The organism is Vreelandella olivaria (assembly GCF_023507745.1).
GTDB lineage: Bacteria > Pseudomonadota > Gammaproteobacteria > Pseudomonadales > Halomonadaceae > Vreelandella > Vreelandella olivaria_A.
The window spans coordinates 45,086-65,157 of the sequence record NZ_JALPZO010000164.1 but is presented as its reverse complement, the minus strand read 5'-3'; the positions used below and the strand labels follow the sequence as shown (position 1 = coordinate 65,157).

33 protein-coding genes are annotated in these 20,072 nt (G+C 55.5%); all 33 read left to right on the top strand.

The window, feature by feature from the left end; genetic code table 11:
* The first annotated feature begins 21 nt into the window (after positions 1–21).
* Positions 22–396, top strand: coding sequence for a 30S ribosomal protein S12 (gene rpsL, locus HP566_RS19470; protein ID WP_009098973.1), 375 nt, complete (start codon positions 22–24; stop codon positions 394–396).
* Positions 397–538: 142 nt separating this feature from the next.
* Positions 539–1,009 (top strand): 30S ribosomal protein S7, encoded by a 471-nt coding sequence (rpsG, locus tag HP566_RS19465; protein ID WP_016915771.1) that lies wholly within the window; start codon positions 539–541, stop codon positions 1,007–1,009.
* 167 nt (positions 1,010–1,176) lie between these two features.
* Positions 1,177–3,300, top strand: a complete 2,124-nt coding sequence (fusA, locus tag HP566_RS19460) for an elongation factor G (protein WP_249978955.1) — start codon at positions 1,177–1,179, stop codon at positions 3,298–3,300.
* Between the two features lie 29 nt (positions 3,301–3,329).
* Positions 3,330–4,523, top strand: a complete 1,194-nt coding sequence (gene tuf / locus HP566_RS19455) for an elongation factor Tu (protein WP_249978954.1) — start codon at positions 3,330–3,332, stop codon at positions 4,521–4,523.
* Positions 4,524–4,682: 159 nt separating this feature from the next.
* Positions 4,683–4,994 (top strand): 30S ribosomal protein S10, encoded by a 312-nt coding sequence (rpsJ, locus tag HP566_RS19450; RefSeq protein ID WP_009098983.1) that lies wholly within the window; start codon positions 4,683–4,685, stop codon positions 4,992–4,994.
* 150 nt (positions 4,995–5,144) lie between these two features.
* Positions 5,145–5,783, top strand: coding sequence for a 50S ribosomal protein L3 (gene rplC / locus HP566_RS19445; RefSeq protein ID WP_249978953.1), 639 nt, complete (start codon positions 5,145–5,147; stop codon positions 5,781–5,783).
* A 15-nt stretch (positions 5,784–5,798) separates the two neighbouring features.
* A complete protein-coding gene (rplD, locus tag HP566_RS19440) occupies positions 5,799–6,404 on the top strand; it encodes a 50S ribosomal protein L4 (protein WP_249978952.1) in 606 nt (201 codons plus the stop codon).
* Positions 6,401–6,697, top strand: a complete 297-nt coding sequence (gene rplW / locus HP566_RS19435; RefSeq protein ID WP_009723902.1) for a 50S ribosomal protein L23 — start codon at positions 6,401–6,403, stop codon at positions 6,695–6,697. The genes rplD and rplW overlap by 4 nt, the downstream gene beginning before the upstream one ends.
* 17 nt (positions 6,698–6,714) lie before the next feature.
* Positions 6,715–7,545, top strand: coding sequence for a 50S ribosomal protein L2 (gene rplB / locus HP566_RS19430; RefSeq protein WP_030074210.1), 831 nt, complete (start codon positions 6,715–6,717; stop codon positions 7,543–7,545).
* 33 nt (positions 7,546–7,578) lie between these two features.
* Entirely contained in the window at positions 7,579–7,854 is a 276-nt protein-coding gene (gene rpsS, locus HP566_RS19425) for a 30S ribosomal protein S19 (RefSeq protein ID WP_009098993.1), read from the top strand.
* Positions 7,855–7,872: 18 nt separating this feature from the next.
* Positions 7,873–8,205, top strand: coding sequence for a 50S ribosomal protein L22 (rplV, locus tag HP566_RS19420; protein WP_010626471.1), 333 nt, complete (start codon positions 7,873–7,875; stop codon positions 8,203–8,205).
* Between the two features lie 11 nt (positions 8,206–8,216).
* Complete coding sequence (gene rpsC / locus HP566_RS19415; RefSeq protein ID WP_249978951.1) at positions 8,217–8,918, top strand: 30S ribosomal protein S3; 702 nt, start codon at positions 8,217–8,219, stop codon at positions 8,916–8,918.
* A gap of 15 nt (positions 8,919–8,933) precedes the next feature.
* Complete coding sequence (gene rplP / locus HP566_RS19410; protein WP_007112000.1) at positions 8,934–9,347, top strand: 50S ribosomal protein L16; 414 nt, start codon at positions 8,934–8,936, stop codon at positions 9,345–9,347.
* Positions 9,347–9,538: a 50S ribosomal protein L29 gene (gene rpmC, locus HP566_RS19405; protein WP_016915779.1), complete on the top strand. Its 192-nt coding sequence runs from the start codon at positions 9,347–9,349 to the stop codon at positions 9,536–9,538. Before rplP ends, rpmC begins: the two co-directional genes overlap by 1 nt.
* Before the next feature lies 1 nt (position 9,539).
* Complete coding sequence (rpsQ, locus tag HP566_RS19400; RefSeq protein WP_009099001.1) at positions 9,540–9,800, top strand: 30S ribosomal protein S17; 261 nt, start codon at positions 9,540–9,542, stop codon at positions 9,798–9,800.
* Between the two features lie 50 nt (positions 9,801–9,850).
* On the top strand, positions 9,851–10,222 hold the full coding sequence (rplN, locus tag HP566_RS19395; protein ID WP_009723896.1) for a 50S ribosomal protein L14: 372 nt from the start codon (positions 9,851–9,853) through the stop codon (positions 10,220–10,222).
* A 14-nt stretch (positions 10,223–10,236) separates the two neighbouring features.
* The gene (gene rplX, locus HP566_RS19390; protein ID WP_009723895.1) at positions 10,237–10,551 is read left to right on the top strand and encodes a 50S ribosomal protein L24; all 315 of its coding nucleotides are present in this window, start codon (positions 10,237–10,239) and stop codon (positions 10,549–10,551) included.
* A gap of 18 nt (positions 10,552–10,569) precedes the next feature.
* Positions 10,570–11,109, top strand: a complete 540-nt coding sequence (gene rplE, locus HP566_RS19385; protein WP_249978950.1) for a 50S ribosomal protein L5 — start codon at positions 10,570–10,572, stop codon at positions 11,107–11,109.
* A 10-nt stretch (positions 11,110–11,119) separates the two neighbouring features.
* Positions 11,120–11,425 (top strand): 30S ribosomal protein S14, encoded by a 306-nt coding sequence (rpsN, locus tag HP566_RS19380; RefSeq protein ID WP_009099007.1) that lies wholly within the window; start codon positions 11,120–11,122, stop codon positions 11,423–11,425.
* 32 nt (positions 11,426–11,457) lie between these two features.
* Positions 11,458–11,850 carry a 30S ribosomal protein S8 gene (gene rpsH / locus HP566_RS19375; RefSeq protein ID WP_016915783.1) on the top strand — a complete coding sequence of 131 codons (393 nt, stop codon included), beginning with the start codon at positions 11,458–11,460 and terminating at the stop codon, positions 11,848–11,850.
* Between the two features lie 9 nt (positions 11,851–11,859).
* Positions 11,860–12,390 (top strand): 50S ribosomal protein L6, encoded by a 531-nt coding sequence (gene rplF, locus HP566_RS19370; protein ID WP_249978949.1) that lies wholly within the window; start codon positions 11,860–11,862, stop codon positions 12,388–12,390.
* Positions 12,391–12,399: 9 nt separating this feature from the next.
* Positions 12,400–12,750: a 50S ribosomal protein L18 gene (gene rplR / locus HP566_RS19365; protein ID WP_018917724.1), complete on the top strand. Its 351-nt coding sequence runs from the start codon at positions 12,400–12,402 to the stop codon at positions 12,748–12,750.
* Between the two features lie 11 nt (positions 12,751–12,761).
* Positions 12,762–13,262, top strand: coding sequence for a 30S ribosomal protein S5 (gene rpsE, locus HP566_RS19360; protein ID WP_007111990.1), 501 nt, complete (start codon positions 12,762–12,764; stop codon positions 13,260–13,262).
* 6 nt (positions 13,263–13,268) lie between these two features.
* Positions 13,269–13,451, top strand: coding sequence for a 50S ribosomal protein L30 (gene rpmD, locus HP566_RS19355; protein WP_249978948.1), 183 nt, complete (start codon positions 13,269–13,271; stop codon positions 13,449–13,451).
* A 3-nt stretch (positions 13,452–13,454) separates the two neighbouring features.
* On the top strand, positions 13,455–13,889 hold the full coding sequence (gene rplO, locus HP566_RS19350; protein ID WP_249978947.1) for a 50S ribosomal protein L15: 435 nt from the start codon (positions 13,455–13,457) through the stop codon (positions 13,887–13,889).
* Entirely contained in the window at positions 13,890–15,221 is a 1,332-nt protein-coding gene (gene secY / locus HP566_RS19345) for a preprotein translocase subunit SecY (protein WP_016915787.1), read from the top strand.
* A gap of 51 nt (positions 15,222–15,272) precedes the next feature.
* Complete coding sequence (gene rpmJ / locus HP566_RS19340) at positions 15,273–15,386, top strand: 50S ribosomal protein L36 (RefSeq protein WP_008959154.1); 114 nt, start codon at positions 15,273–15,275, stop codon at positions 15,384–15,386.
* 121 nt (positions 15,387–15,507) lie between these two features.
* On the top strand, positions 15,508–15,864 hold the full coding sequence (gene rpsM / locus HP566_RS19335; protein ID WP_249978946.1) for a 30S ribosomal protein S13: 357 nt from the start codon (positions 15,508–15,510) through the stop codon (positions 15,862–15,864).
* A 39-nt stretch (positions 15,865–15,903) separates the two neighbouring features.
* Entirely contained in the window at positions 15,904–16,290 is a 387-nt protein-coding gene (rpsK, locus tag HP566_RS19330; protein WP_009723883.1) for a 30S ribosomal protein S11, read from the top strand.
* 12 nt (positions 16,291–16,302) lie between these two features.
* Positions 16,303–16,923, top strand: a complete 621-nt coding sequence (gene rpsD, locus HP566_RS19325; RefSeq protein ID WP_249978945.1) for a 30S ribosomal protein S4 — start codon at positions 16,303–16,305, stop codon at positions 16,921–16,923.
* 125 nt (positions 16,924–17,048) lie between these two features.
* Complete coding sequence (locus HP566_RS19320; RefSeq protein ID WP_009099031.1) at positions 17,049–18,044, top strand: DNA-directed RNA polymerase subunit alpha; 996 nt, start codon at positions 17,049–17,051, stop codon at positions 18,042–18,044.
* Positions 18,045–18,083: 39 nt separating this feature from the next.
* A complete protein-coding gene (rplQ, locus tag HP566_RS19315; protein ID WP_249978944.1) occupies positions 18,084–18,470 on the top strand; it encodes a 50S ribosomal protein L17 in 387 nt (128 codons plus the stop codon).
* A 191-nt stretch (positions 18,471–18,661) separates the two neighbouring features.
* Positions 18,662–20,029, top strand: coding sequence for a D-alanyl-D-alanine carboxypeptidase family protein (locus tag HP566_RS19310; RefSeq protein ID WP_249978943.1), 1,368 nt, complete (start codon positions 18,662–18,664; stop codon positions 20,027–20,029).
* Positions 20,030–20,072 lie beyond the last annotated feature (43 nt).

The following is a 20,072-nucleotide window of genomic DNA, read 5'->3' as shown; positions in this document are numbered from 1 at the left end:
CATTGGAGTCAGCTAAACACCATGGCAACGATTAATCAGCTAGTGCGCAAGCCGCGCAAGCGCCCTGTCACTAAAAGTGACGTGCCTGCGCTTCAGGCATGCCCGCAAAAGCGCGGCGTTTGTACGCGCGTTTACACCACCACCCCGAAGAAGCCGAACTCGGCCCTGCGTAAGGTTTGCCGTGTGCGCCTGACCAACGGTTTCGAAGTCTCTTCTTACATCGGTGGTGAAGGTCACAACCTCCAGGAGCACTCTGTTGTTCTGATCCGCGGCGGTCGTGTAAAGGATTTGCCAGGTGTGCGTTATCACACCGTCCGTGGCGCCCTTGACACCTCTGGCGTACAGAACCGTAAGCAGGGTCGTTCCAAGTATGGTACCAAGCGTCCGAAGTCTTAAGACGGCTTGTTACGGTGCCGTAGTGCACCGTCGTTGTTACCTTTAATACGAATATGACGGTCTGATAAGAGTAAGGTCGGGCAGCGCTTGCTAAAACGTTAGTCCCGGGTTTACCTGAAGGATCCTTAATTGAGGGCTTATCATGCCTAGAAGAAGAGTTGTAGCCAAGCGCGAAATCCTGCCGGATCCCAAGTTCGGAAGTGAGCGTCTGGCGAAGTTCATGAACCACCTGATGGTCAGCGGCAAGAAGTCCGTAGCTGAGCGCATCGTTTATGGTGCGTTGGACAAGGTTGCCGAGCGTAGTAAAGAAGAGCCGTTGGAAATCTTCGACAAGGCGCTGGAAACCATCCAGCCGATGGTCGAAGTAAAGTCGCGCCGCGTTGGTGGTGCGACCTATCAGGTGCCGGTTGAAGTTCGTCCGTCGCGCCGCCAAGCGCTGGCAATGCGCTGGCTGGTAGACGCTGCGCGTCGTCGCGGTGAAAAAACGATGGTTCAGCGCCTGGCAGGTGAAATGCTGGATGCCGCTGAAGGCAAGGGCTCTGCTGTTAAGAAGCGTGAAGACGTGCATCGCATGGCAGAAGCCAACAAGGCCTTCTCTCACTATCGTTTCTAAGCTCGGCGTTTCTAAGTTTGTGTTGTCTTCTGCCGGTTGCGCTGGGTTAAAGATTTTTTTCGCCATGCTGCAACACACCGCCGCTATCGTTGCCGATGGCGGCGGTGGCTTAAGCAGAAATCGCACCGCTGGATTAACGAGCATCGCCAACTAACGGGAGTTTCACCGTGGCACGCAAGACTCCACTGAATCGTTATCGCAATATTGGTATCGTTGCGCACGTTGACGCGGGTAAAACCACGACAACCGAGCGTGTACTGTTCTACACCGGCCTTTCCCACAAAGTGGGTGAGGTGCATGATGGTGCGGCGACCATGGACTGGATGGAACAGGAGCAGGAGCGTGGTATTACGATCACCTCAGCTGCAACCACCTGTTTCTGGCAGGGCATGGCCAAGCAGTTCGACGAGCACCGTATTAATATCATCGACACCCCAGGGCACGTTGACTTCACCATCGAAGTTGAGCGTTCACTGCGTGTGCTCGATGGCGCGGTCGTTGTACTGTGCGGCTCCTCCGGCGTTCAGCCGCAGACCGAGACCGTATGGCGTCAGGCCAACAAGTACGAAGTACCGCGTATGGTCTTCGTCAACAAGATGGACCGTACCGGCGCTGACTTCTTCATGGTCGTTGACCAGCTGAAAGAGCGCCTGGGTGCGAATGCCGTGCCGATCCAGATTAACTGGGGTACGGAAGAAGATTTCAAAGGTGTTGTCGACCTTATCGAGATGAAGGCTATCTTGTGGGACGAAGAAAGCCTGGGTATGAACTTTGAGCTTGTGGATATTCCGGCTGAGCTGCAGGAAGCCGCTGAAGAGTACCGCGAGCAGATGGTTGAGGCGGCTGCCGAAGGCTCTGAAGAGCTGATGGACAAGTACCTTGAAGAAGGTGAGCTGACCATCGAAGAGATCAAGGCAGGTCTGCGTGCTCGTACGCTGGCTAACGAAATCGTCCTGGTTACCTGTGGCTCTGCGTTTAAGAACAAAGGTGTTCAGGCGGTTCTGGACGGCGTTATCGAGTACATGCCTTCGCCGACTGAAGTTAAGGCGATCGAAGGTGAGCTGGACGACAAAGACGGTACCGTTGCTACGCGTGAAGCGGATGACAGCGCACCGTTTGCGGCGCTGGCGTTCAAAATCGCCACCGACCCCTTCGTTGGTACCTTGACGTTCATCCGTGTTTATTCGGGCGTTCTGAAATCTGGCGACGGTGTTTATAACTCCGTTAAACAGAAGAAAGAGCGCGTTGGCCGTATCGTTCAGATGCATGCCAACTCCCGTGAAGAGATCAAAGAAGTACTGGCAGGCGACATCGCCGCCTGTATCGGTCTTAAGGACGTTACCACTGGTGACACCCTGTGCGACATCGATAACAAAATTGTTCTCGAGCGTATGGAGTTCCCGGATCCGGTAATCTCGGTTGCCGTTGAGCCGAAGTCCAAAGCTGACCAGGAAAAAATGGGCGTTGCACTGGGCAAGCTGGCTCAGGAAGATCCCTCCTTCCAGGTTAAGACCGACGAAGAAACCGGCCAGACCATTATTTCTGGTATGGGTGAGCTGCACCTGGACATCATCGTTGACCGTATGCGTCGCGAGTTCAAGGTGGAAGCGAACATCGGTAAGCCTCAGGTTGCCTACCGCGAAACCATTCGCGGCAGCGTAGAGCAGGAAGGTAAGTTTGTACGTCAGTCAGGTGGTCGTGGCCAGTACGGTCACGTGTGGCTGCGTATCGAGCCGCTGACTGCTGAAGAGAAGGGTGAAGGCGAAGAGGAAATCTTCTTCAAGTTCAACTCTGAGATCGTGGGTGGTGTGGTTCCCAAGGAATACGTACCTGCGGTTGAAAAGGGTGCTTTCGAGCAGCTGCAAAACGGTGTCATCGCCGGTTACCCGATGATCGACGTCAAAGTATCGCTGTTTGATGGTTCCTACCATGACGTGGACTCTAACGAGACTGCGTTCAAGATTGCTTCTTCTATGGCAGTGAAAGAAGGTGCCAGGAAGGCCAAGGCCGTGCTGCTGGAGCCGGTGATGAAGGTCGAAGTCGTGACCCCCGAAGAGTTTATGGGTGACGTCATGGGCGACCTGAACCGTCGTCGCGGCCTGGTGCAGGGCATGGATGACTCCTCTTCCGGTAAAGTCATTCGTGCAACGGTGCCACTGGGTGAGATGTTCGGTTACGCAACCGATCTGCGCTCACAGACCCAGGGCCGTGCGAGCTACTCTATGGAGTTCGCGAAGTACGAGGAGGCGCCCTCCAGCGTCGTTGAAGCCGTCATCAACCAAAACGGTTAACCGTTAGCTAACGTAAAGAGGTTATAGCAGTGGCTAAGGAAAAATTCGAACGTTCCAAACCGCACGTCAACGTCGGCACCATCGGTCACGTCGACCACGGTAAAACGACTCTGACAGCGGCCCTGACCCGTGTATCCGCCGAAGTTTTCGGTGGTGACTGGCGTGCATTTGATACCATCGATAACGCTCCTGAAGAGCGTGAGCGCGGTATCACCATCGCCACGTCTCACGTTGAGTATCAGTCAGAAGAGCGTCACTACGCCCACGTTGACTGCCCAGGACACGCTGACTACGTCAAGAACATGATCACCGGTGCTGCGCAGATGGACGGCGCAATCCTGGTTTGTTCTGCTGCTGACGGCCCGATGCCGCAGACACGTGAGCACATCCTGCTGTCTCGTCAGGTTGGTGTACCGTACATCGTTGTGTTCCTGAACAAGGCGGACATGGTCGATGACGAAGAGCTGCTCGAGCTGGTCGAAATGGAAGTGCGTGAACTTCTGAGCGAGTACGACTTCCCGGGTGACGACACTCCGATCATCATCGGCTCCGCGCTGATGGCGTTGAACGGTGAAGATGAGAATGGTCTGGGTACTACAGCCGTTACCAATCTGATCAAAGCTCTGGATGATTACATTCCTGAGCCGGAGCGTGCTATCGACCAGCCGTTCCTGATGCCGATTGAAGACGTATTCTCTATCTCTGGCCGTGGTACTGTTGTTACCGGTCGTGTAGAGCGCGGTATCGTTAAAGCCGGTGAAGAAGTGGAAATCGTCGGTATCCGCGACACCACCAAAACCACCGTTACTGGCGTGGAAATGTTCCGTAAGCTGCTCGACGAAGGTCGTGCCGGTGAGAACGTTGGTGCGCTGCTGCGTGGTACTAAGCGTGATGACGTTGAGCGTGGTCAGGTACTGGCTAAGCCAGGCACCATCAACCCGCACACCGTTTTCGAAGCTGAAGTATACGTACTGTCCAAAGAAGAAGGTGGTCGTCACACGCCTTTCTTCAAAGGCTACCGTCCTCAGTTCTACTTCCGTACCACTGACGTAACAGGTACTTGTGAACTGCCGGAAGGTGTTGAAATGGTCATGCCGGGTGACAACGTTAAGATGGTTGTTACTCTGATCGCTCCGATCGCTATGGACGACGGTCTGCGCTTCGCGATTCGCGAAGGTGGTCGTACCGTTGGTGCTGGCGTTGTGGCCAAAATCGTCAAGTAAGCTCCTTGCTTGATTGATCAAGGGGGCTCTGTTGAGCCCCCTTTTCTGCGCACCAACAGCAAATGTTTGACATGGGCTTTTGGCGTGCCTATAATGCGCATCCTTTGAATGCGTGGGTAGGCGGCTCGCGCCGTCGACATCCATTGGAGTTTAGGGCAAATGCAGAACCAAAAGATTCGCATTCGGTTGAAAGCGTTCGACCATCGCCTGATCGATCAGTCCACAGCGGAGATTGTAGAAACCGCTAAGCGTACTGGTGCTCAGGTTCGTGGTCCGATCCCGCTGCCGACCAACCGCGAGCGCTACACCATCCTGATTTCACCGCACGTCAACAAAGATGCGCGTGATCAGTATGAGATTCGCACTCACAAGCGTGTGCTCGATATTGTTGAGCCGACTGAGAAAACTGTTGATGCGCTGATGAAGCTCGACCTCGCCGCTGGCGTTGACGTGCAAATCAAGCTCGACTAATTACACTAGACACTTCGCGGCCCAGCGCTCATCTGTTTTTGCATGAGCAGCAGCCGCCGCGCCGTGAGGCGCCACACAATGTGCTAGTGGAATGCTCTGGAAAGGGCAGCCATAGCGGGTGATAGCCCCGTACACTATAGGAGACTGAGTATGACTATCGGTTTAGTCGGTAAAAAGGCCGGGATGACCCGTGTCTTTACCGAAGATGGCGCATCTGTGCCCGTGACCGTTATTGAAGTGGATCCTAACCGTGTTACGCGCGTCAAGACTGTCGAGTCTGACGGTTATGCGGCGGTTCAGGTCACATCTGGTTCTCGTAAAGCCAAGCACCTCACCAAAGCGCAAGCTGGTCAGTTTGCCAAGGCGGGTGTTGAGGCTGGTCGTTCGCTGATGGAATTCCGTCTTGCTGAAGGCGAAGAAGCTCCTGAAGTGGGTGGCGAACTCACCGTATCCCTCTTTGAAGCTGGTCAAATGATCGACGTGACCGGCACTTCCAAGGGTAAAGGCTTCCAGGGTGCTGTTAAGCGCTGGAACTTCCGTACCCAAGATAACAGCCATGGTAACTCCCTGTCGCATCGCGCGCCGGGTTCTATCGGCATGTGTCAGACTCCGGGTCGCGTATTCAAAGGCAAAAAAATGGCCGGTCAAATGGGTAATGCCCGTTGCACCGTACAGAGCCTTGAGATCGTCCGTGTCGACGCCGAGCGTAACCTGCTGCTGATCAAGGGCGCTGTACCGGGAGCAACCGGTAGCGACGTTATTGTTCGCAGCGCCGTGAAAGCTGGCTGAAGGGGATAATTACCAATGAATCTGAATCTTGCTGCAGGCACGGGTACCGTTGAAGTAGCCGACGCCACTTTTGGCAAAGAATTCAACGAAGCGCTGGTTCACCAGGTTGTCACTGCCTATCTGGCTGGTGGCCGTCAGGGTACTCGCGCTCAAAAGAACCGTTCTGATGTACGTGGTGGTGGTAAGAAGCCCTGGCGTCAGAAGGGTACCGGTCGTGCACGTGCCGGTACTATCCGCTCTCCGCTATGGCGCAGCGGCGGCGTAACTTTCGCGGCGCGTCCCCAGGACTACACCCAGAAAGTTAACCGCAAAATGTACCGTGCGGCGATGCGTTCCATCCTGTCTGAGCTGGTACGTCAAGAGCGCCTGGTCGCTGTTGAAGAGTTCAGCGTTGAAGCGCCGAAGACCAAGCAGGTAGCTGCCAAGCTGAAAGAGCTCAACCTTGAGAAAGTGTTGATCGTCACTGAAGAAGTTGACGAAAAGCTCTATCTGGCCGCACGCAACCTTCCCCACGTTGACGTGGTGGATGTCGCTGCAGCTGATCCGGTGAGCCTGGTTGCCTTTGATAAGGTCCTGGTCACCGTCTCCGCCCTGCGTAAATTCGAGGAGAAGCTGGCATGAACCAGGAACGCGTATTCAAGGTTCTGCTTGGACCGCACGTGACCGAAAAGGCCGCGATGGCAGCCGAGCGCAACCAGTACGTTTTCAAGGTGGCAAGCGATGCTACCAAGCCCGAGATCAAGAAAGCCGTTGAAGCTCTATTCGGCAAGAAGGTCGGCAGCGTTCAGGTGCTGAACGTGAAGGGTAAAACTAAGCGTACTGCTCACGGCGTTGGCCTGCGTAAGGGTTACCGCAAAGCGTATGTGACCCTGGCTGCGGGTGAAACGCTCGAAGACTTCTCTGGCGCCGAATAAGGGCAGGAGTACGGATAATGGCAATCGTCAAGACCAAACCCACATCCGCCGGTCGTCGCCACGTCGTCAAGATCGTTGGTGAGGAACTGTACAAAGGTCGTGCCTATGCACCGCTTTTGGAAAAGCAGTCCAAGTCCGGTGGCCGTAACAACTATGGCCGCATCACCACCCGCCACGTGGGCGGTGGGCACCGTCATCACTATCGGTTGATCGACTTCAAACGCACTAAAGATGGCATTCCTGCCACTGTTGAGCGTCTGGAGCACGACCCGAACCGTAGTGCACACATTGCACTGCTGAAATACGCTGATGGCGAGCGTCGTTACATCATTGCACCGAAAGGTGTCAGCGCGGGTGACGTGCTGGAATCTGGTGTTAACGCTCCCATCAAGAAAGGCAATGCCTTGCCGCTGCGCAACATTCCGCTCGGTTCTACCGTTCACGGTATCGAACTGAAGCCGGGCAAAGGCGCGCAGATTGCTCGCAGTGCCGGTACTAGCGCCCAGCTGGTCGCTCGTGAAGGTAACTATGCCACACTACGTCTCCGCTCCGGCGAAATGCGTAAAGTGTTGGCCGAGTGCCGCGCGACCTTGGGTGAAGTGAGCAACTCTGAGCACAGCCTGCGTCAACTTGGCAAGGCCGGTGCGAAGCGCTGGAGAGGCGTGCGTCCGACTGTTCGCGGTGTCGCGATGAACCCAGTCGATCACCCACACGGTGGTGGCGAAGGCCGCACCAGTGGTGGTCGTCACCCGGTATCCCCATGGGGTGTGCCGACTAAGGGTCATAAGACGCGTAAGAACAAGCGCACCGACAAGCTGATCATTCGTCGTCGTAATAAGACGCGTTGATCTAAATTGCCAAGACATTAAGAGGTAACGGCTGTGCCACGTTCACTAAAGAAAGGTCCCTTCATTGACCTTCATCTTTTGAAGAAGGTAGAGGCTGCAGTGGAGAAGAACGACCGTAAACCGATCAAGACCTGGTCGCGTCGTTCGATGATCCTGCCAAATATGGTAGGCCTCACAATCGCTGTCCATAACGGTCGCCAACACGTCCCGGTGCATGTCTCCGAGGAAATGGTTGGTCACAAGCTGGGCGAATTCGCTGCCACTCGCACTTATCGCGGGCATGCGGCGGACAAGAAAGCCAAACGGTAAGCCAGAGAGGATTGAGAGATGGAAGTCACAGCTAAGCTGCGTGGCGCTCGTTTATCCGCCCAGAAGGCCCGTTTGGTGGCTGACCAGGTGCGCGGTAAACCGGTCGCCGAAGCACTCGACCTGCTGACCTTCTCACCGAAGAAGGCTGCCAAGCTGGTTAAGAAAGTGCTGCAGTCCGCCATTGCAAACGCGGAAGAAAATAACGGCATGGATATCGACGAGCTGCGTGTCTCGACCATCTGCGTCGATGAGGGCATGACGCTCAAGCGTATCAAGCCGCGTGCCAAAGGGCGTGCGGATCGTATCTTGAAGCGCACCTGCCACATCACCGTCAAGGTAGCCGAGAAGTAGGAGTCGACCAGATGGGTCAGAAAGTCAATCCAACAGGCATTCGACTGGGCATCGTCAAAGACCATGCTTCTGTCTGGTATGCCGAGCGCGGCGCCTATGCCGATAAGCTCAACAACGATCTCGAAGTGCGCAGCTTCCTGGAAGAGCGTCTGAAAAACGCCTCCGTGAGCCGCATTCACATCGAGCGTCCGGCTAACAATGCCCGCATCACCATTCACACTGCCCGTCCGGGTATCGTGATTGGTAAGAAAGGTGAAGATGTCGACCGTCTGCGTCGTGATCTGACCGAGATGATGGGTGTTCCGGTTCATGTGAACATCGAAGAAGTTCGCAAGCCGGAGCTGGATGCCAAGCTGGTCGCTGCCAACGTGGCGGGTCAGCTTGAGCGTCGCGTGATGTTCCGTCGTGCCATGAAGCGCGCGGTACAAAACGCAATGCGTCTTGGCGCTGGCGGCATCAAGATTCAGCTGTCAGGTCGTCTTGGTGGTGCCGAAATCGCCCGTACCGAATGGTATCGCGAAGGTCGCGTTCCGCTGCACACGTTGCGTGCGGACATCGACTACGCCACTTACGAAGCTCACACCACCTACGGCGTCATCGGCGTCAAAGTGTGGATCTTCAAGGGCGAAATCCTCGGTGGTATCGAGGAAGTACGTGCCAAGGCTAAGCAACAGCCTGCCGGCAACGCGCCCAAGAAGAAAGGTTCCAGGTAAGGGGAGAGCGAGTCGATGTTACAGCCCAAGCGTATGAAATTCCGCAAGATGATGAAAGGCCGCAACCGTGGTCTGGCGCATCGCGGAAGCAAGATCAGCTTCGGGGAGTACGGTCTGAAAGCTACCGGTCGTGGCCGCATCACTGCGCGTCAGATCGAAGCTGGCCGTCGTGCGATCACACGTCACGTTAAACGTGGCGGTAAAATCTGGATCCGCGTTTTCCCTGACAAGCCGATCTCCAAGAAGCCGCTCGAAGTTCGTATGGGTAAGGGTAAAGGTTCAGTTGAGTACTGGGTAGCCCAGATCCAGCCGGGTCGGGTCCTGTACGAAATTGAAGGTGTGTCCGAAGAGCTGGCCCGTGAAGCATTTGAACTGGCCGCACAAAAGATGCCCCTGTCCACCACCTTTGCGAAACGGACGGTGATGTGATGAAAGCCCAGGAAATTCGTGAAAAGTCCGTAGGAGAGCTCCAAGAGCAGCTCCTCGAGCTCCTCCGCGAGCAGTTTAACCTGCGCATGCAGAAGGCCACAGGCCAACTGAGCCAGACTCATCTGCTCAAGCAGGTCCGTCGGGATATCGCCCGCGTGAAGACTGTGCTCAACGAGAAGGCAGGTGATTGAGATGGCCGAAGAGAAAAAAGCACGTACGCTCACCGGTAAGGTGGTGAGCGACAAGATGGACAAGTCCATCGTCGTCATGATCGAGCGCCGTGAGCGTCACCCGATCTACGGAAAATACGTTAAGCGCTCCACCAAGCTGCACGCCCATGATGAGGCGAACCAGGCGAAGGCAGGCGATACGGTTTCCATTCAGGAGTGCCGTCCGCTTTCCAAGAAGAAAGCCTGGACGCTGGTCGAGGTGGTAGAGCAGGCCAAAGGTTAACCCCTGCGTCTGTCCAACCAGTGCAGTCAGATTAGGTTTGGAGAAAACCGATGATTCAGACTCAGACAATGCTGGATGTCGCCGACAACAGCGGAGCGCGCCGGGTGCAATGCATCAAGGTGTTAGGCGGTTCACACCGTCGTTACGCTCGCGTTGGTGACGTCATCAAAGTAACGGTGAAAGAAGCTATTCCGCGCGGCAAGGTCAAAAAAGGCCAAGTGCTGAAAGCGGTAGTGGTTCGCACCCGTAGTGGCGTCCGTCGTAGTGACGGTTCGCTGATCCGTTTCGATGGAAATGCGGCGGTTTTGTTGAATAACACCAACGAACAGCCGATCGGCACGCGTATCTTCGGGCCGGTAACTCGTGAACTTCGTAATGAGAAGTTCATGAAGATCATTTCCCTAGCGCCTGAAGTGCTGTAAGGAGCGAGGCGGATATGCAAAAGATCAAACGTGACGATGAAGTCATCGTCATCGCCGGGAAGGATAAGGGCAAGCGCGGCACCGTTAAGCGGGTATTAGAAAACCGTTTCGTGGTGTCCGGTGTGAACATGATTAAACGTCACACCAAGCCCAATCCCATGGCGGGAAATCAGGGCGGTATCGTCGAGCGTGAGGCTCCGATTCACGCGTCCAACGTAGCCATCTTCAATTCGGAGACCGGTAAGGCGGATCGCGTCGGCTTCCAAGTTAAGGAAGACGGTACCAAGGTACGTATCTACAAGTCGACGCAGACGCAGATCGACGCCTAACGCGAGTCGGGTAGCAAAATGGCGAACTTGAAAGAACGTTATCAAAACGAGGTGGTAGCTCAACTCAAAGAGCAGTTCAGCTACGCCAACGTAATGCAGGTGCCCCGGATCACGAAAGTGACTCTGAACATGGGTATCGGCGAAGCGGTCAGCGATAAAAAACTGATCGACAATGCCATCGGCGATCTGGAGAAACTCTCCGGGCAAAAGCCGCTGGTGACCAAGGCACGCAAGTCCATCGCGGGCTTCAAGGTGCGCGAAGGTTGGCCGATCGGTATCAAAGTGACTCTGCGCTCTGAGCGTATGTGGGACTTCCTGGACCGCCTGGTAAACATCGCGATTCCCCGCGTGCGTGACTTCCGTGGTCTCAACCCGAAGTCCTTCGACGGTCGCGGCAATTACTCCATGGGTGTGCGTGAGCAGATCATCTTCCCGGAGATCGAGTATGATAAAATCGATCGCGTTCGGGGGCTGGACGTCACTATCACTACTACCGCCAACACCGACGAGGAAGGTCGTGCGCTGTTGAGCGCACTGAACTTCCCGTTCAAGAAATAAGGGTTGGATCATGGCTAAGAAAAGTATGATAGAGCGTGAGCTCAAGCGTACTCAGCTAGTCGAGAAGTATGCGGCTAAGCGCGCAGAGCTCAAAAAAATCATCTCGGACGTGAACGCTTCTGAAGAAGATCGTTTCGAGGCGACGCTGAAGCTGCAGCAACTGCCGCGCGACTCAAGCCCGGTGCGTCAGCGTAACCGCTGCCGCGTGACTGGCCGTCCGCACGGTTTCTACAACAAGTTCGGCCTCGGTCGTAACAAGCTGCGTGAAGCCGCCATGCGTGGCGACGTCCCTGGTCTGAAAAAGTCCAGCTGGTAACGCCACGTAGAATCATCAGGAGCGCACATTAAATGAGCATGCAAGACACTCTGGCGGATATGTTCACCCGTATCCGCAATGCGCAGATGGCCACCAAGGAGACGGCTACCATGCCGTCCTCCAAGCTGAAAGTTGAAGTGGCCCGAGTGCTAAAGGAAGAAGGCTACATTACCGACTTTGCGGTGGCTGAAGGCGTTAAACCCGAGCTGACCGTTACTCTCAAGTACTTTGAGGGTAAGCCGGTTATAGAGCACATTCAGCGGGTTTCCAAGCCGTCTTTGCGCCAGTATAAGGGCAAGGACAACCTGCCTAAGGTCGCCGATGGTCTGGGTATCGCGATTGTCACCACCTCTAATGGTGTCATGACCGATCGTGCCGCGCGCCAAGCAGGCGTCGGTGGCGAAGTCATCTGCACCGTATTCTAGGAGGCTGGAATGTCCCGCGTAGCGAAATATCCGGTTAAAGTGCCCGCTGGTGTCGAGATTAAAATCGACGCTGGCCAGCTGACCGCCAAAGGCGGCCAGGGCACGCTGTCTATGCCCATTCACCAGGACGTGGTGATTGGTCAAGAAGATGGCCAGCTGACCTTCGCCCCGAGTGAGTCTGCCAAGAGCTGGGCAATGGCCGGTACTACCCGCGCCTTGGTTCAGAACCTGGTAACGGGCGTATCCGAGGGTTTCACAAAAACTCTCGAAATTGTTGGCGTCGGTTATCGTGCCCAAGCTAAGGGCCAGACGCTCAATCTTTCACTGGGCTTCTCGCACCCGGTCGACTATGAACTGCCTAAGGGTGTCTCAGCGGAAACGCCGAAGAACACCGTGATCGTGCTGAAGAGCGCGGACAAGCAGATGCTCGGCCAGTGCGCCGCGGAAATCCGCGCCTTCCGTCCGCCTGAGCCATACAAAGGCAAGGGTGTCCGGTACGCCGACGAGCAGGTGCGTCGCAAAGAAGCCAAGAAGAAGTAAGGCAGGGTTATGAACGCGAAGAAAGAATCTCGTCTCCGTCGTGCCCGCCGCGCTCGCGCCAAGATCCGCGAGCTGGGCGTGTATCGCCTGTGCGTCAACCGTACCCCGCGTCACATCTATGCGCAGATTATCTCGCCGGATGGTGGCAAAGTGTTGGCCAGCGCTTCTACGCTGGACAAAGCACTGCGCGAGGGTGCGACCGGCAACTCAGAGGCTGCCTCTAAAGTAGGTGCACTGATTGCCGAACGCGCTAAAGAAGCAGGCATCACCCAGGTGGCCTTCGACCGTGCTGGCTTTAAGTATCACGGTCGCGTCAAGGCTCTGGCCGACGCCGCTCGTGAAGGCGGCCTGGAATTCTAAAGGGTTTTACGATGGCGAAGAACGAACAGCAAAGCGGTGATCTGCAGGAGAAGTTAGTGCAGGTCAACCGCGTCGCCAAGGTGGTCAAAGGTGGTCGTATTTTCGGCTTCACCGCACTGACCGTCGTTGGTGATGGTAAAGGTCGTGTCGGTTTCGGTCGTGGCAAGGCGCGTGAAGTGCCGGTGGCGATTCAAAAGGCGATGGACCAGGCTCGTCGCAACATGGTCAAGGTTAACCTTGCAGGCCACACGCTGCAGTACCCGGTGAAAGCACGTCACGGTGCTTCCAAGGTCTACATGCAGCCGGCTTCTGAAGGTACCGGTATCATCGCTGGTGGTGCTATGCGCTCCGTATTGGAGTTGGCTGGTGTCCACGATGTACTGGCCAAGTGCTACGGTTCCACCAACCCGGTTAACGTGGTTCGGGCGACTGTCAAAGGTCTCTCCTCCATGCAAGCACCGGAAGACGTGGCCGCCAAGCGCGGTCTGTCTGTCGAAGCGATCACGGGGTAAGGCACCATGGCAGCAACGATCAAGGTTACCCAGATCCGCAGCACCATCGGCGTTTTGCCCAAGCACAAGGCTACTATCAAGGGCCTGGGTCTGCGTCGCATCGGTCACACGGTTGAGCTGGAAGACACCCCTGCCGTACGCGGCATGATCCACAAGGTTAACTACCTTGTGCGCGTTGAGGGAGAGTAATCCATGAAACTCAATACCCTGAGCCCGGCACCGGGCTCCAAGCACGCTGAAAAGCGCGTTGGTCGTGGTATCGGCTCCGGTCTGGGCAAGACCGGTGGCCGCGGTCACAAAGGTCAGAAATCTCGCAGCGGCGGTAGCGTCAAGCCTGGTTTCGAAGGCGGTCAGATGCCGCTACAGCGTCGTTTGCCGAAGTTCGGCTTTACGTCTGCCAAGTCGCTGGTATCTGAAGAAGTACGTCTGGCCGAACTTGCCAAGGTTGCCGGTGACGAAGTCACTATGGAAACCCTAAAGCAAGCCAACGTGCTGAAGGATGCAACGCTACATGCGAAGATCATCCTTTCTGGCGAACTGAACAAGGCGGTTATCGTTCGTGGTATCAAGGTCACCAAAGGTGCCCGTGAAGCGATCGAAGCCGCCGGCGGCAAGGTAGAGGACTAAATGGCCAAGTCAGGAAATATGCCGGCGATGGGCAGCGGTCTGAGTGAACTGTGGGCGCGTCTGCGCTTCGTGCTCCTCGCCATCGTGGTGTACCGTATTGGTGCCCACATTCCCGTTCCCGGTATCAATCCTGACCAGCTTGCTGCCTTGTTCAGGGAGCAACAGGGCACCATCCTGGGCATGTTTAACATGTTCTCGGGTGGCGCCCTGGAGCGCATGAGTGTCCTCGCCCTGGGTATCATGCCCTATATTTCGGCGTCGATTATCATGCAGCTCATGACTGCGGTCTCCCCTCATCTTGAACAGCTCAAGAAAGAGGGTGAGGCTGGCCGCCGCAAGATCAGCCAGTACACCCGCTACGGCACGGTATTACTGGCGTTTGTCCAGGCCACCGGTATGTCCGTGGGACTGGCTAGCCAAGGCATCGCTTACAGCGCTGACTTCAGCTTCTATTTCACCGCTATCATCACCTTTGTGTCGGGCGCGGTGTTTATGATGTGGCTAGGTGAGCAGATCACCGAGAAGGGCATCGGCAACGGTATTTCGCTGCTGATCTTCGCCGGGATCGTCGCTGGGCTGCCCAGTGCCGTAGGGCAAGCATTTGAGCTTGCCCGTAACGAAGGGGCCTGGAATGTTCTTCCGCTGTTAGCGCTGTCGGTGCTAGGTATTGCCACCGTGGCGTTCGTGGTTTTCATCGAGCGTGGCCAACGCCGCCTCAAGGTGAACTACCCACGGCGTCAGGTTGGCAATAAGATGTATGCAGGCCAAAGCAGCTATCTGCCTTTGAAAGTGAATATGGCAGGTGTCATCCCTGCTATCTTCGCCTCCAGCATTTTACTTTTCCCGGCCTCTATTGGTCAGTGGGTAGGTGCTGGCGAAGGAATGGAGTGGTTGCAGCGTGCATCGCAAGCGTTAGGCCCTGGCCAACCGCTTTACATCTTGCTTTTCGCGGCGGCAGTGGTATTCTTCTGCTTCTTTTACACAGCGCTGGTCTTCAACCCCAAGGACGTGGCTGACAATCTTAAAAAGTCAGGCGCTTTCCTGCCGGGCATTCGCCCCGGCGAGCAGACCGCTCGCTATATCGACAAAGTGATGACTCGTCTCACTCTGTTCGGTGCCTTGTATATCACTGCGGTTTCCCTGATGCCCCAGTTCCTGATCGTAGCGTGGAACGTTCCGTTCTTCTTTGGCGGTACGTCGTTACTGATTGTGGTAGTGGTCATCATGGACTTCATGGCCCAGGTGCAGTCGCATCTCATGTCGCATCAATATGACTCGGTGATGAAGAAGTCCAACCTGAAAGGCTACGGTAGCGGCGGCATCATGCGCTAAGGCGCCGTCCATTAAATTGGCGCGCCGCGAGCCGTTTTTGGAGAAAGAACGATGAAAGTTCGAGCTTCCGTAAAGAAGATGTGCCGTAACTGTAAGATCATTCGTCGCAATGGCGCTGTTCGCGTCATTTGCAGCGAACCGCGGCACAAGCAGCGCCAGGGATAATCCTGGGTTGTTTTAAGCGGGTGCCGGCATACCCCTTGCCTTAGGGCTTATAAAGGGGTATGCTGTTGCGCCTTTTGTAGATGATTAAACGAGCAAGCCGCTCAAATTTCGGAGTAAGCTGATGGCCCGTATTGCAGGCGTCAATATCCCGGACAACAAGCATGCGGCGATCTCGCTGACCTATATCTTCGGGATTGGCCGTACTCGTGCACAGCACATCTGTGCTGCTGCCGGTATCGCGCCGACTGCCAAGATCCAGGACCTGTCTAGCGATGAGCTGGATACCCTGCGTTCTGAAGTTGGTAAGTACACCGTAGAAGGCGACCTTCGCCGTGATGTCACGCTTAACATTAAGCGTCTCATGGACTTAGGCTGCTACCGTGGTCTGCGTCATCGTCGTAGTCTTCCGCTGCGTGGTCAGCGGACCAAGACTAACGCGCGTACCCGTAAAGGTCCGCGTAAGCCGATCCGCAAATAACACGCACGTTCTGGCGTAAAGACAGGAATAGACATCAACATGGCTAACCCGCGTAGTAACCGTAAAAAGGTTAAAAAGCAGGTAGTGGACGCCGTAGCGCATATCCATGCCTCTTTTAACAACACGATCGTGACGATCACAGACCGCCAGGGCAATGCTCTTTCTTGGGCTACTGCCGGTGGTTCGGGTTTTCGTGGTTCTCGCAAGAGCACCCCGTTCGCTGCTCAAGTGGCAAGTGAACGTGCAGCAACTGCTGCAGCCGAGTATGGTGTGAAAAACGTAGACGTGCTGGTCAAAGGCCCCGGTCCCGGCCGTGAATCCGCCGTGCGCGCACTGAATGCCGCCGGCTTCCGCGTGCAAAGCATCACAGACGCGACGCCCATTCCCCATAATGGTTGCCGTCCGCCTAAGAAACGCCGCGTTTAAGGAGACAGATTCATGGCTCGTTATATTGGACCGAAGTGCAAACTGTCTCGTCGTGAGGGCACCGACCTCTTCCTGAAGAGTGGTGTGACTCCCTTCGAGAAAAAGTGTAAATCCGAGCAGATTCCGGGTGTACACGGCCAGCGTCGTCAGCGTCTTTCCGACTACGGCTTGCAGCTTCGTGAGAAGCAGAAAGTACGCCGTATGTATGGCGTACTCGAAAAGCAGTTCCGCAACTACTACAAAGAAGCCGCTCGCCTGAAAGGTGCGACGGGTGAAGTATTGTTGCAGTTGCTTGAATCCCGACTGGATAACGTCGTCTACCGTATGGGCTTCGGCTCGACGCGCTCCGAAGCGCGTCAGCTGGTCAGCCACAAGGCGATTGCCGTGAATGGCCGCACCGTTAACGTTGCTTCCTATCAAGTGAAGCCGGGTGACGTTGTTGCTGTTCGCGAAAAGGCGAAGAACCAAGCTCGTATTCAAAACGCGTTGACCATTGCGGCCAACCGTGGCGACATCGCTTGGATCGAAATCGACGCCAAGAAGATGGAAGGCACTTTCAAGGCTCTGCCTGAACGCGGTGACCTGACTGCCGACATCAACGAAAACCTGATCGTCGAGCTGTACTCCAAGTAAGCAGTTTGATTTACGTTTCTGCTTCTTGAGGCCTGGGCGGGGTAGCAAAGCTAACCGCCCAGATGCTCTTGAGTATCGTGCTTTAGAGTACTCAGTATCCGTTTGGCAGCCTGAAAGGTGTTCATATGCAGCGTTCAGTGACAGAGTTTCTTCGCCCCCGCGACATCAAGGTCGAAGAGATCAGCGCACATCATGCCAAAATCGTTCTCGAACCGTTCGAGCGCGGCTTTGGTCACACCCTGGGGAATGCACTTCGTCGCATTCTGCTTTCATCCATGCCCGGCGCTGCCGTGGTCGAGGCTGAAATCGCCGGTGTAGAGCACGAATACAGTGCACTCGAAGGGGTGCAGGAAGATGTCATCGAAATCCTCCTGAACTTGAAAGATGTTGCGATTAAGATGCACAGCCGCGATGAGGCGGTGCTCTCGCTGAACAAGCAGGGCCCAGCCGTCGTCACCGCTGGTGACATTGCGCTTGATCATAGCGTCGAAATCGTCAACCCGGACCATATCATTGCTCACGTTAATGAAGGTGCCGAGCTGAAAATTCAGCTAAAGGTAGCGCTGGGTCGTGGTTACGAACCGGCTGACGCCCGTGGCTCTGATGAAGAGACCCGTGCTATTGGCCGCCTGCAGCTGGATGCCACCTTCAGCCCTGTTCGCCGCGTTTCCTATTCGGTTGAAGCCGCTCGTGTTGAGCAGCGCACCGACCTCGATAAGCTGATTATCGATCTGGAAACCGACGGTACCCTGGATCCGGAAGAGGCTATCCGTCGCAGTGCGACCATTCTGCAAGAGCAGCTGGCCGCCTTCGTCGACCTCGAAGCTGATAAAGAGCAGGAAGTCGAAGAGGAAGAGGATCACGTTGATCCAATCCTATTGCGCCCCGTAGACGATCTTGAGTTGACCGTTCGCAGCGCGAACTGCCTAAAAGCCGAGAATATTTACTATATCGGTGATCTGATTCAGCGTACTGAAGTTGAGCTGTTGAAGACCCCGAACCTCGGTAAAAAGTCTTTGAATGAAATCAAGGATGTTTTGGCGGCGCGCGGCTTGTCCCTCGGCATGCGGTTGGAGAATTGGCCGCCGGCTAGCCTGAAGGATGACAAGGCCTCCGCGTGAGTGTCGACTCGAGTCCCAGTTTGGTAAGGAATTACAACCATGCGTCATCGTAAGAGTGGTCGTCATCTGAATCGCACCAGCTCGCATCGTCAGGCCATGTTTAAGAACATGTCTGTCTCGCTGGTCGAACATGAAGTGATCAAGACAACCCTGCCCAAGGCCAAGGAACTGCGTCGCGTTATCGAGCCGCTGATCACCCTGGCCAAGCAGGATAGCGTTGCAAACCGCCGTCTGGCATTTGCTCGTACGCGCTCCAAAGAAGCCGTCGGCAAACTGTTCAACGAGCTGGGTCCGCGTTACGCCGAGCGTCCGGGCGGTTACGTCCGTATCCTCAAGTGCGGTTTCCGCACTGGCGACAACGCGCCTATGGCGTTCGTTGAGCTAGTTGACCGCCCGGTTGCTGAAGAAGCAGCGGCAGAAGAGTAAATTTCTGCTGCTTTCCAGGCAACAATGAAAACCGACCCCCGGGTCGGTTTTTTTATGTCTGCCTGTTTTACATCACGTTATATACTCCTCAGGAAGCGTTAATTTGCGAGCTACCGTGCTAGTCTGGTGATATAGAGTCTGGCAGGCTGACAACGAACAGTTAAAGCACGTCGAATAAGCAAGGGGCATGTATGACAACAAGGGGAATGTATGCGCGAATAGCGTCACTGTGGTGGCTGATGCTATCCCTGCTAATGCTGGGTGCCATTAACAATGCACAGGCAAACCCACGGTATGCCGGTATTGTGGTTGACCTGGAAAACGGTGAAGTACTCTACTCTGAGAATGCGGATGACCCGCGTTATCCCGCTTCGCTTACCAAAATGATGACGCTTTACCTCACGTTTGAAGCGATTGAAAACGGTGAGCTGACCCTGGATCAGGCATTGCCTGTTTCTGCCCAGGCGGCTGCTATGCCCGCCACCAAACTATGGCTTTCAGCGGGTAGTACCATTCCTGTGGATACGGCAATTCGTGCTCTGGCTGTCCGCTCAGCCAATGATGTAGCGGTAGTTGTCGCTGAAGCGCTGGGAGGCAGTGAGCAACGCTTTGCCCATCTGATGACGGCCAAGGCCCGCGAACTGGGTATGAATGCGACGACCTTTCGTAATGCTTCCGGTCTGCCAGATGATCAGCAGATCACAACTGCACGGGATATGCTGACCTTGTCGGTCCGTGTTATGCAGGACTTCCCTCAGTACTATCATTACTTTGGGCTGCAAGAGTTCACTTACCGGGGTACCCGCCATACCAGCCATAACCGCCTGGTGCGCGATTACCCAGGCGCCGATGGTTTGAAAACCGGCTTTATACGCGCCTCTGGTTTTAATGTGGCAACCACCGCCATGCATGATGGGCGCCGTATGGTGGCCGTGGTGATGGGTGGCTTTAGTGCATCCTCTCGTGATACCCATATGGCTAATCTGTTAGACCGTAGCTTTGGCCGTGCTTCGTTGCGTGACCAGAGAACATGGTTGGCCAATACCAATTTTTCGCGTGAATTTATGGGGTTTGCAGGCTCTTCCCAGCCATTGTCTCCCCCTCCTGTTCAGCAACCTGCGCCCAGTCGCCCGATGATGGCCAGTATCGAAACCACTACGCGCTCCTCAGCTACGGCAGCGGCTGTTGTTGAAGAGCAGCTTTCTCGTTCAGTCGACCAGGACGAATCCCATGCTGTGTCTGAACAAGACCCTCTACGGGCATTGATTGAACGGGAACGTGAACTGGCTTCCATGACCCAGGAGCCAAGGCCCATTGGCGGCTGGGGGATTCAGGTGGGAGCATTTAGTCAAGCCTCCCAGGCTGAGCAGCACGCCCAGCAGGCGGCTCAGCGATTGCCCAACGATGTGGGCGGCCGGGTCGCTATCGATACTCTGGAAGGCCAAACGCCGGTCTTTCGTGCCAGGGTGGTAGCGCTGGATGAGGCACGCGCCAGACAAGCCTGTCTGGCGCTCCAGGCCCAGGGCATGGACTGTATGGTGGTGAACGCCAGCTTATAACCGCTGTTCCGCTTTATCACCCCGCCAATGCCCCATTGGCGGG

Bases quoted from the DNA above. Each gene is read 5' to 3' on its own strand.
- rpsL (WP_009098973.1), top strand. From the start codon at position 22: ATGGCAACGATTAATCAGCTAGTGCGCAAGCCGCGCAAGCGCCCTGTC.
- rpsG (WP_016915771.1), top strand. From the start codon at position 539: ATGCCTAGAAGAAGAGTTGTAGCCAAGCGCGAAATCCTGCCGGATCCC.
- rpsJ (WP_009098983.1), top strand. From the start codon at position 4,683: ATGCAGAACCAAAAGATTCGCATTCGGTTGAAAGCGTTCGACCATCGC.
- rplC (WP_249978953.1), top strand. From the start codon at position 5,145: ATGACTATCGGTTTAGTCGGTAAAAAGGCCGGGATGACCCGTGTCTTT.
- rplD (WP_249978952.1), top strand. From the start codon at position 5,799: ATGAATCTGAATCTTGCTGCAGGCACGGGTACCGTTGAAGTAGCCGAC.
- rplW (WP_009723902.1), top strand. From the start codon at position 6,401: ATGAACCAGGAACGCGTATTCAAGGTTCTGCTTGGACCGCACGTGACC.
- rplB (WP_030074210.1), top strand. From the start codon at position 6,715: ATGGCAATCGTCAAGACCAAACCCACATCCGCCGGTCGTCGCCACGTC.
- rplV (WP_010626471.1), top strand. From the start codon at position 7,873: ATGGAAGTCACAGCTAAGCTGCGTGGCGCTCGTTTATCCGCCCAGAAG.
- rpsC (WP_249978951.1), top strand. From the start codon at position 8,217: ATGGGTCAGAAAGTCAATCCAACAGGCATTCGACTGGGCATCGTCAAA.
- rplP (WP_007112000.1), top strand. From the start codon at position 8,934: ATGTTACAGCCCAAGCGTATGAAATTCCGCAAGATGATGAAAGGCCGC.
- rpmC (WP_016915779.1), top strand. From the start codon at position 9,347: ATGAAAGCCCAGGAAATTCGTGAAAAGTCCGTAGGAGAGCTCCAAGAG.
- rpsQ (WP_009099001.1), top strand. From the start codon at position 9,540: ATGGCCGAAGAGAAAAAAGCACGTACGCTCACCGGTAAGGTGGTGAGC.
- rplN (WP_009723896.1), top strand. From the start codon at position 9,851: ATGATTCAGACTCAGACAATGCTGGATGTCGCCGACAACAGCGGAGCG.
- rplX (WP_009723895.1), top strand. From the start codon at position 10,237: ATGCAAAAGATCAAACGTGACGATGAAGTCATCGTCATCGCCGGGAAG.
- rplE (WP_249978950.1), top strand. From the start codon at position 10,570: ATGGCGAACTTGAAAGAACGTTATCAAAACGAGGTGGTAGCTCAACTC.
- rpsN (WP_009099007.1), top strand. From the start codon at position 11,120: ATGGCTAAGAAAAGTATGATAGAGCGTGAGCTCAAGCGTACTCAGCTA.
- rpsH (WP_016915783.1), top strand. From the start codon at position 11,458: ATGAGCATGCAAGACACTCTGGCGGATATGTTCACCCGTATCCGCAAT.
- rplF (WP_249978949.1), top strand. From the start codon at position 11,860: ATGTCCCGCGTAGCGAAATATCCGGTTAAAGTGCCCGCTGGTGTCGAG.
- rplR (WP_018917724.1), top strand. From the start codon at position 12,400: ATGAACGCGAAGAAAGAATCTCGTCTCCGTCGTGCCCGCCGCGCTCGC.
- rpsE (WP_007111990.1), top strand. From the start codon at position 12,762: ATGGCGAAGAACGAACAGCAAAGCGGTGATCTGCAGGAGAAGTTAGTG.
- rpmD (WP_249978948.1), top strand. From the start codon at position 13,269: ATGGCAGCAACGATCAAGGTTACCCAGATCCGCAGCACCATCGGCGTT.
- rplO (WP_249978947.1), top strand. From the start codon at position 13,455: ATGAAACTCAATACCCTGAGCCCGGCACCGGGCTCCAAGCACGCTGAA.
- secY (WP_016915787.1), top strand. From the start codon at position 13,890: ATGGCCAAGTCAGGAAATATGCCGGCGATGGGCAGCGGTCTGAGTGAA.
- rpmJ (WP_008959154.1), top strand. From the start codon at position 15,273: ATGAAAGTTCGAGCTTCCGTAAAGAAGATGTGCCGTAACTGTAAGATC.
- rpsM (WP_249978946.1), top strand. From the start codon at position 15,508: ATGGCCCGTATTGCAGGCGTCAATATCCCGGACAACAAGCATGCGGCG.
- rpsK (WP_009723883.1), top strand. From the start codon at position 15,904: ATGGCTAACCCGCGTAGTAACCGTAAAAAGGTTAAAAAGCAGGTAGTG.
- rpsD (WP_249978945.1), top strand. From the start codon at position 16,303: ATGGCTCGTTATATTGGACCGAAGTGCAAACTGTCTCGTCGTGAGGGC.
- HP566_RS19320 (WP_009099031.1), top strand. From the start codon at position 17,049: ATGCAGCGTTCAGTGACAGAGTTTCTTCGCCCCCGCGACATCAAGGTC.
- rplQ (WP_249978944.1), top strand. From the start codon at position 18,084: ATGCGTCATCGTAAGAGTGGTCGTCATCTGAATCGCACCAGCTCGCAT.
- HP566_RS19310 (WP_249978943.1), top strand. From the start codon at position 18,662: ATGACAACAAGGGGAATGTATGCGCGAATAGCGTCACTGTGGTGGCTG.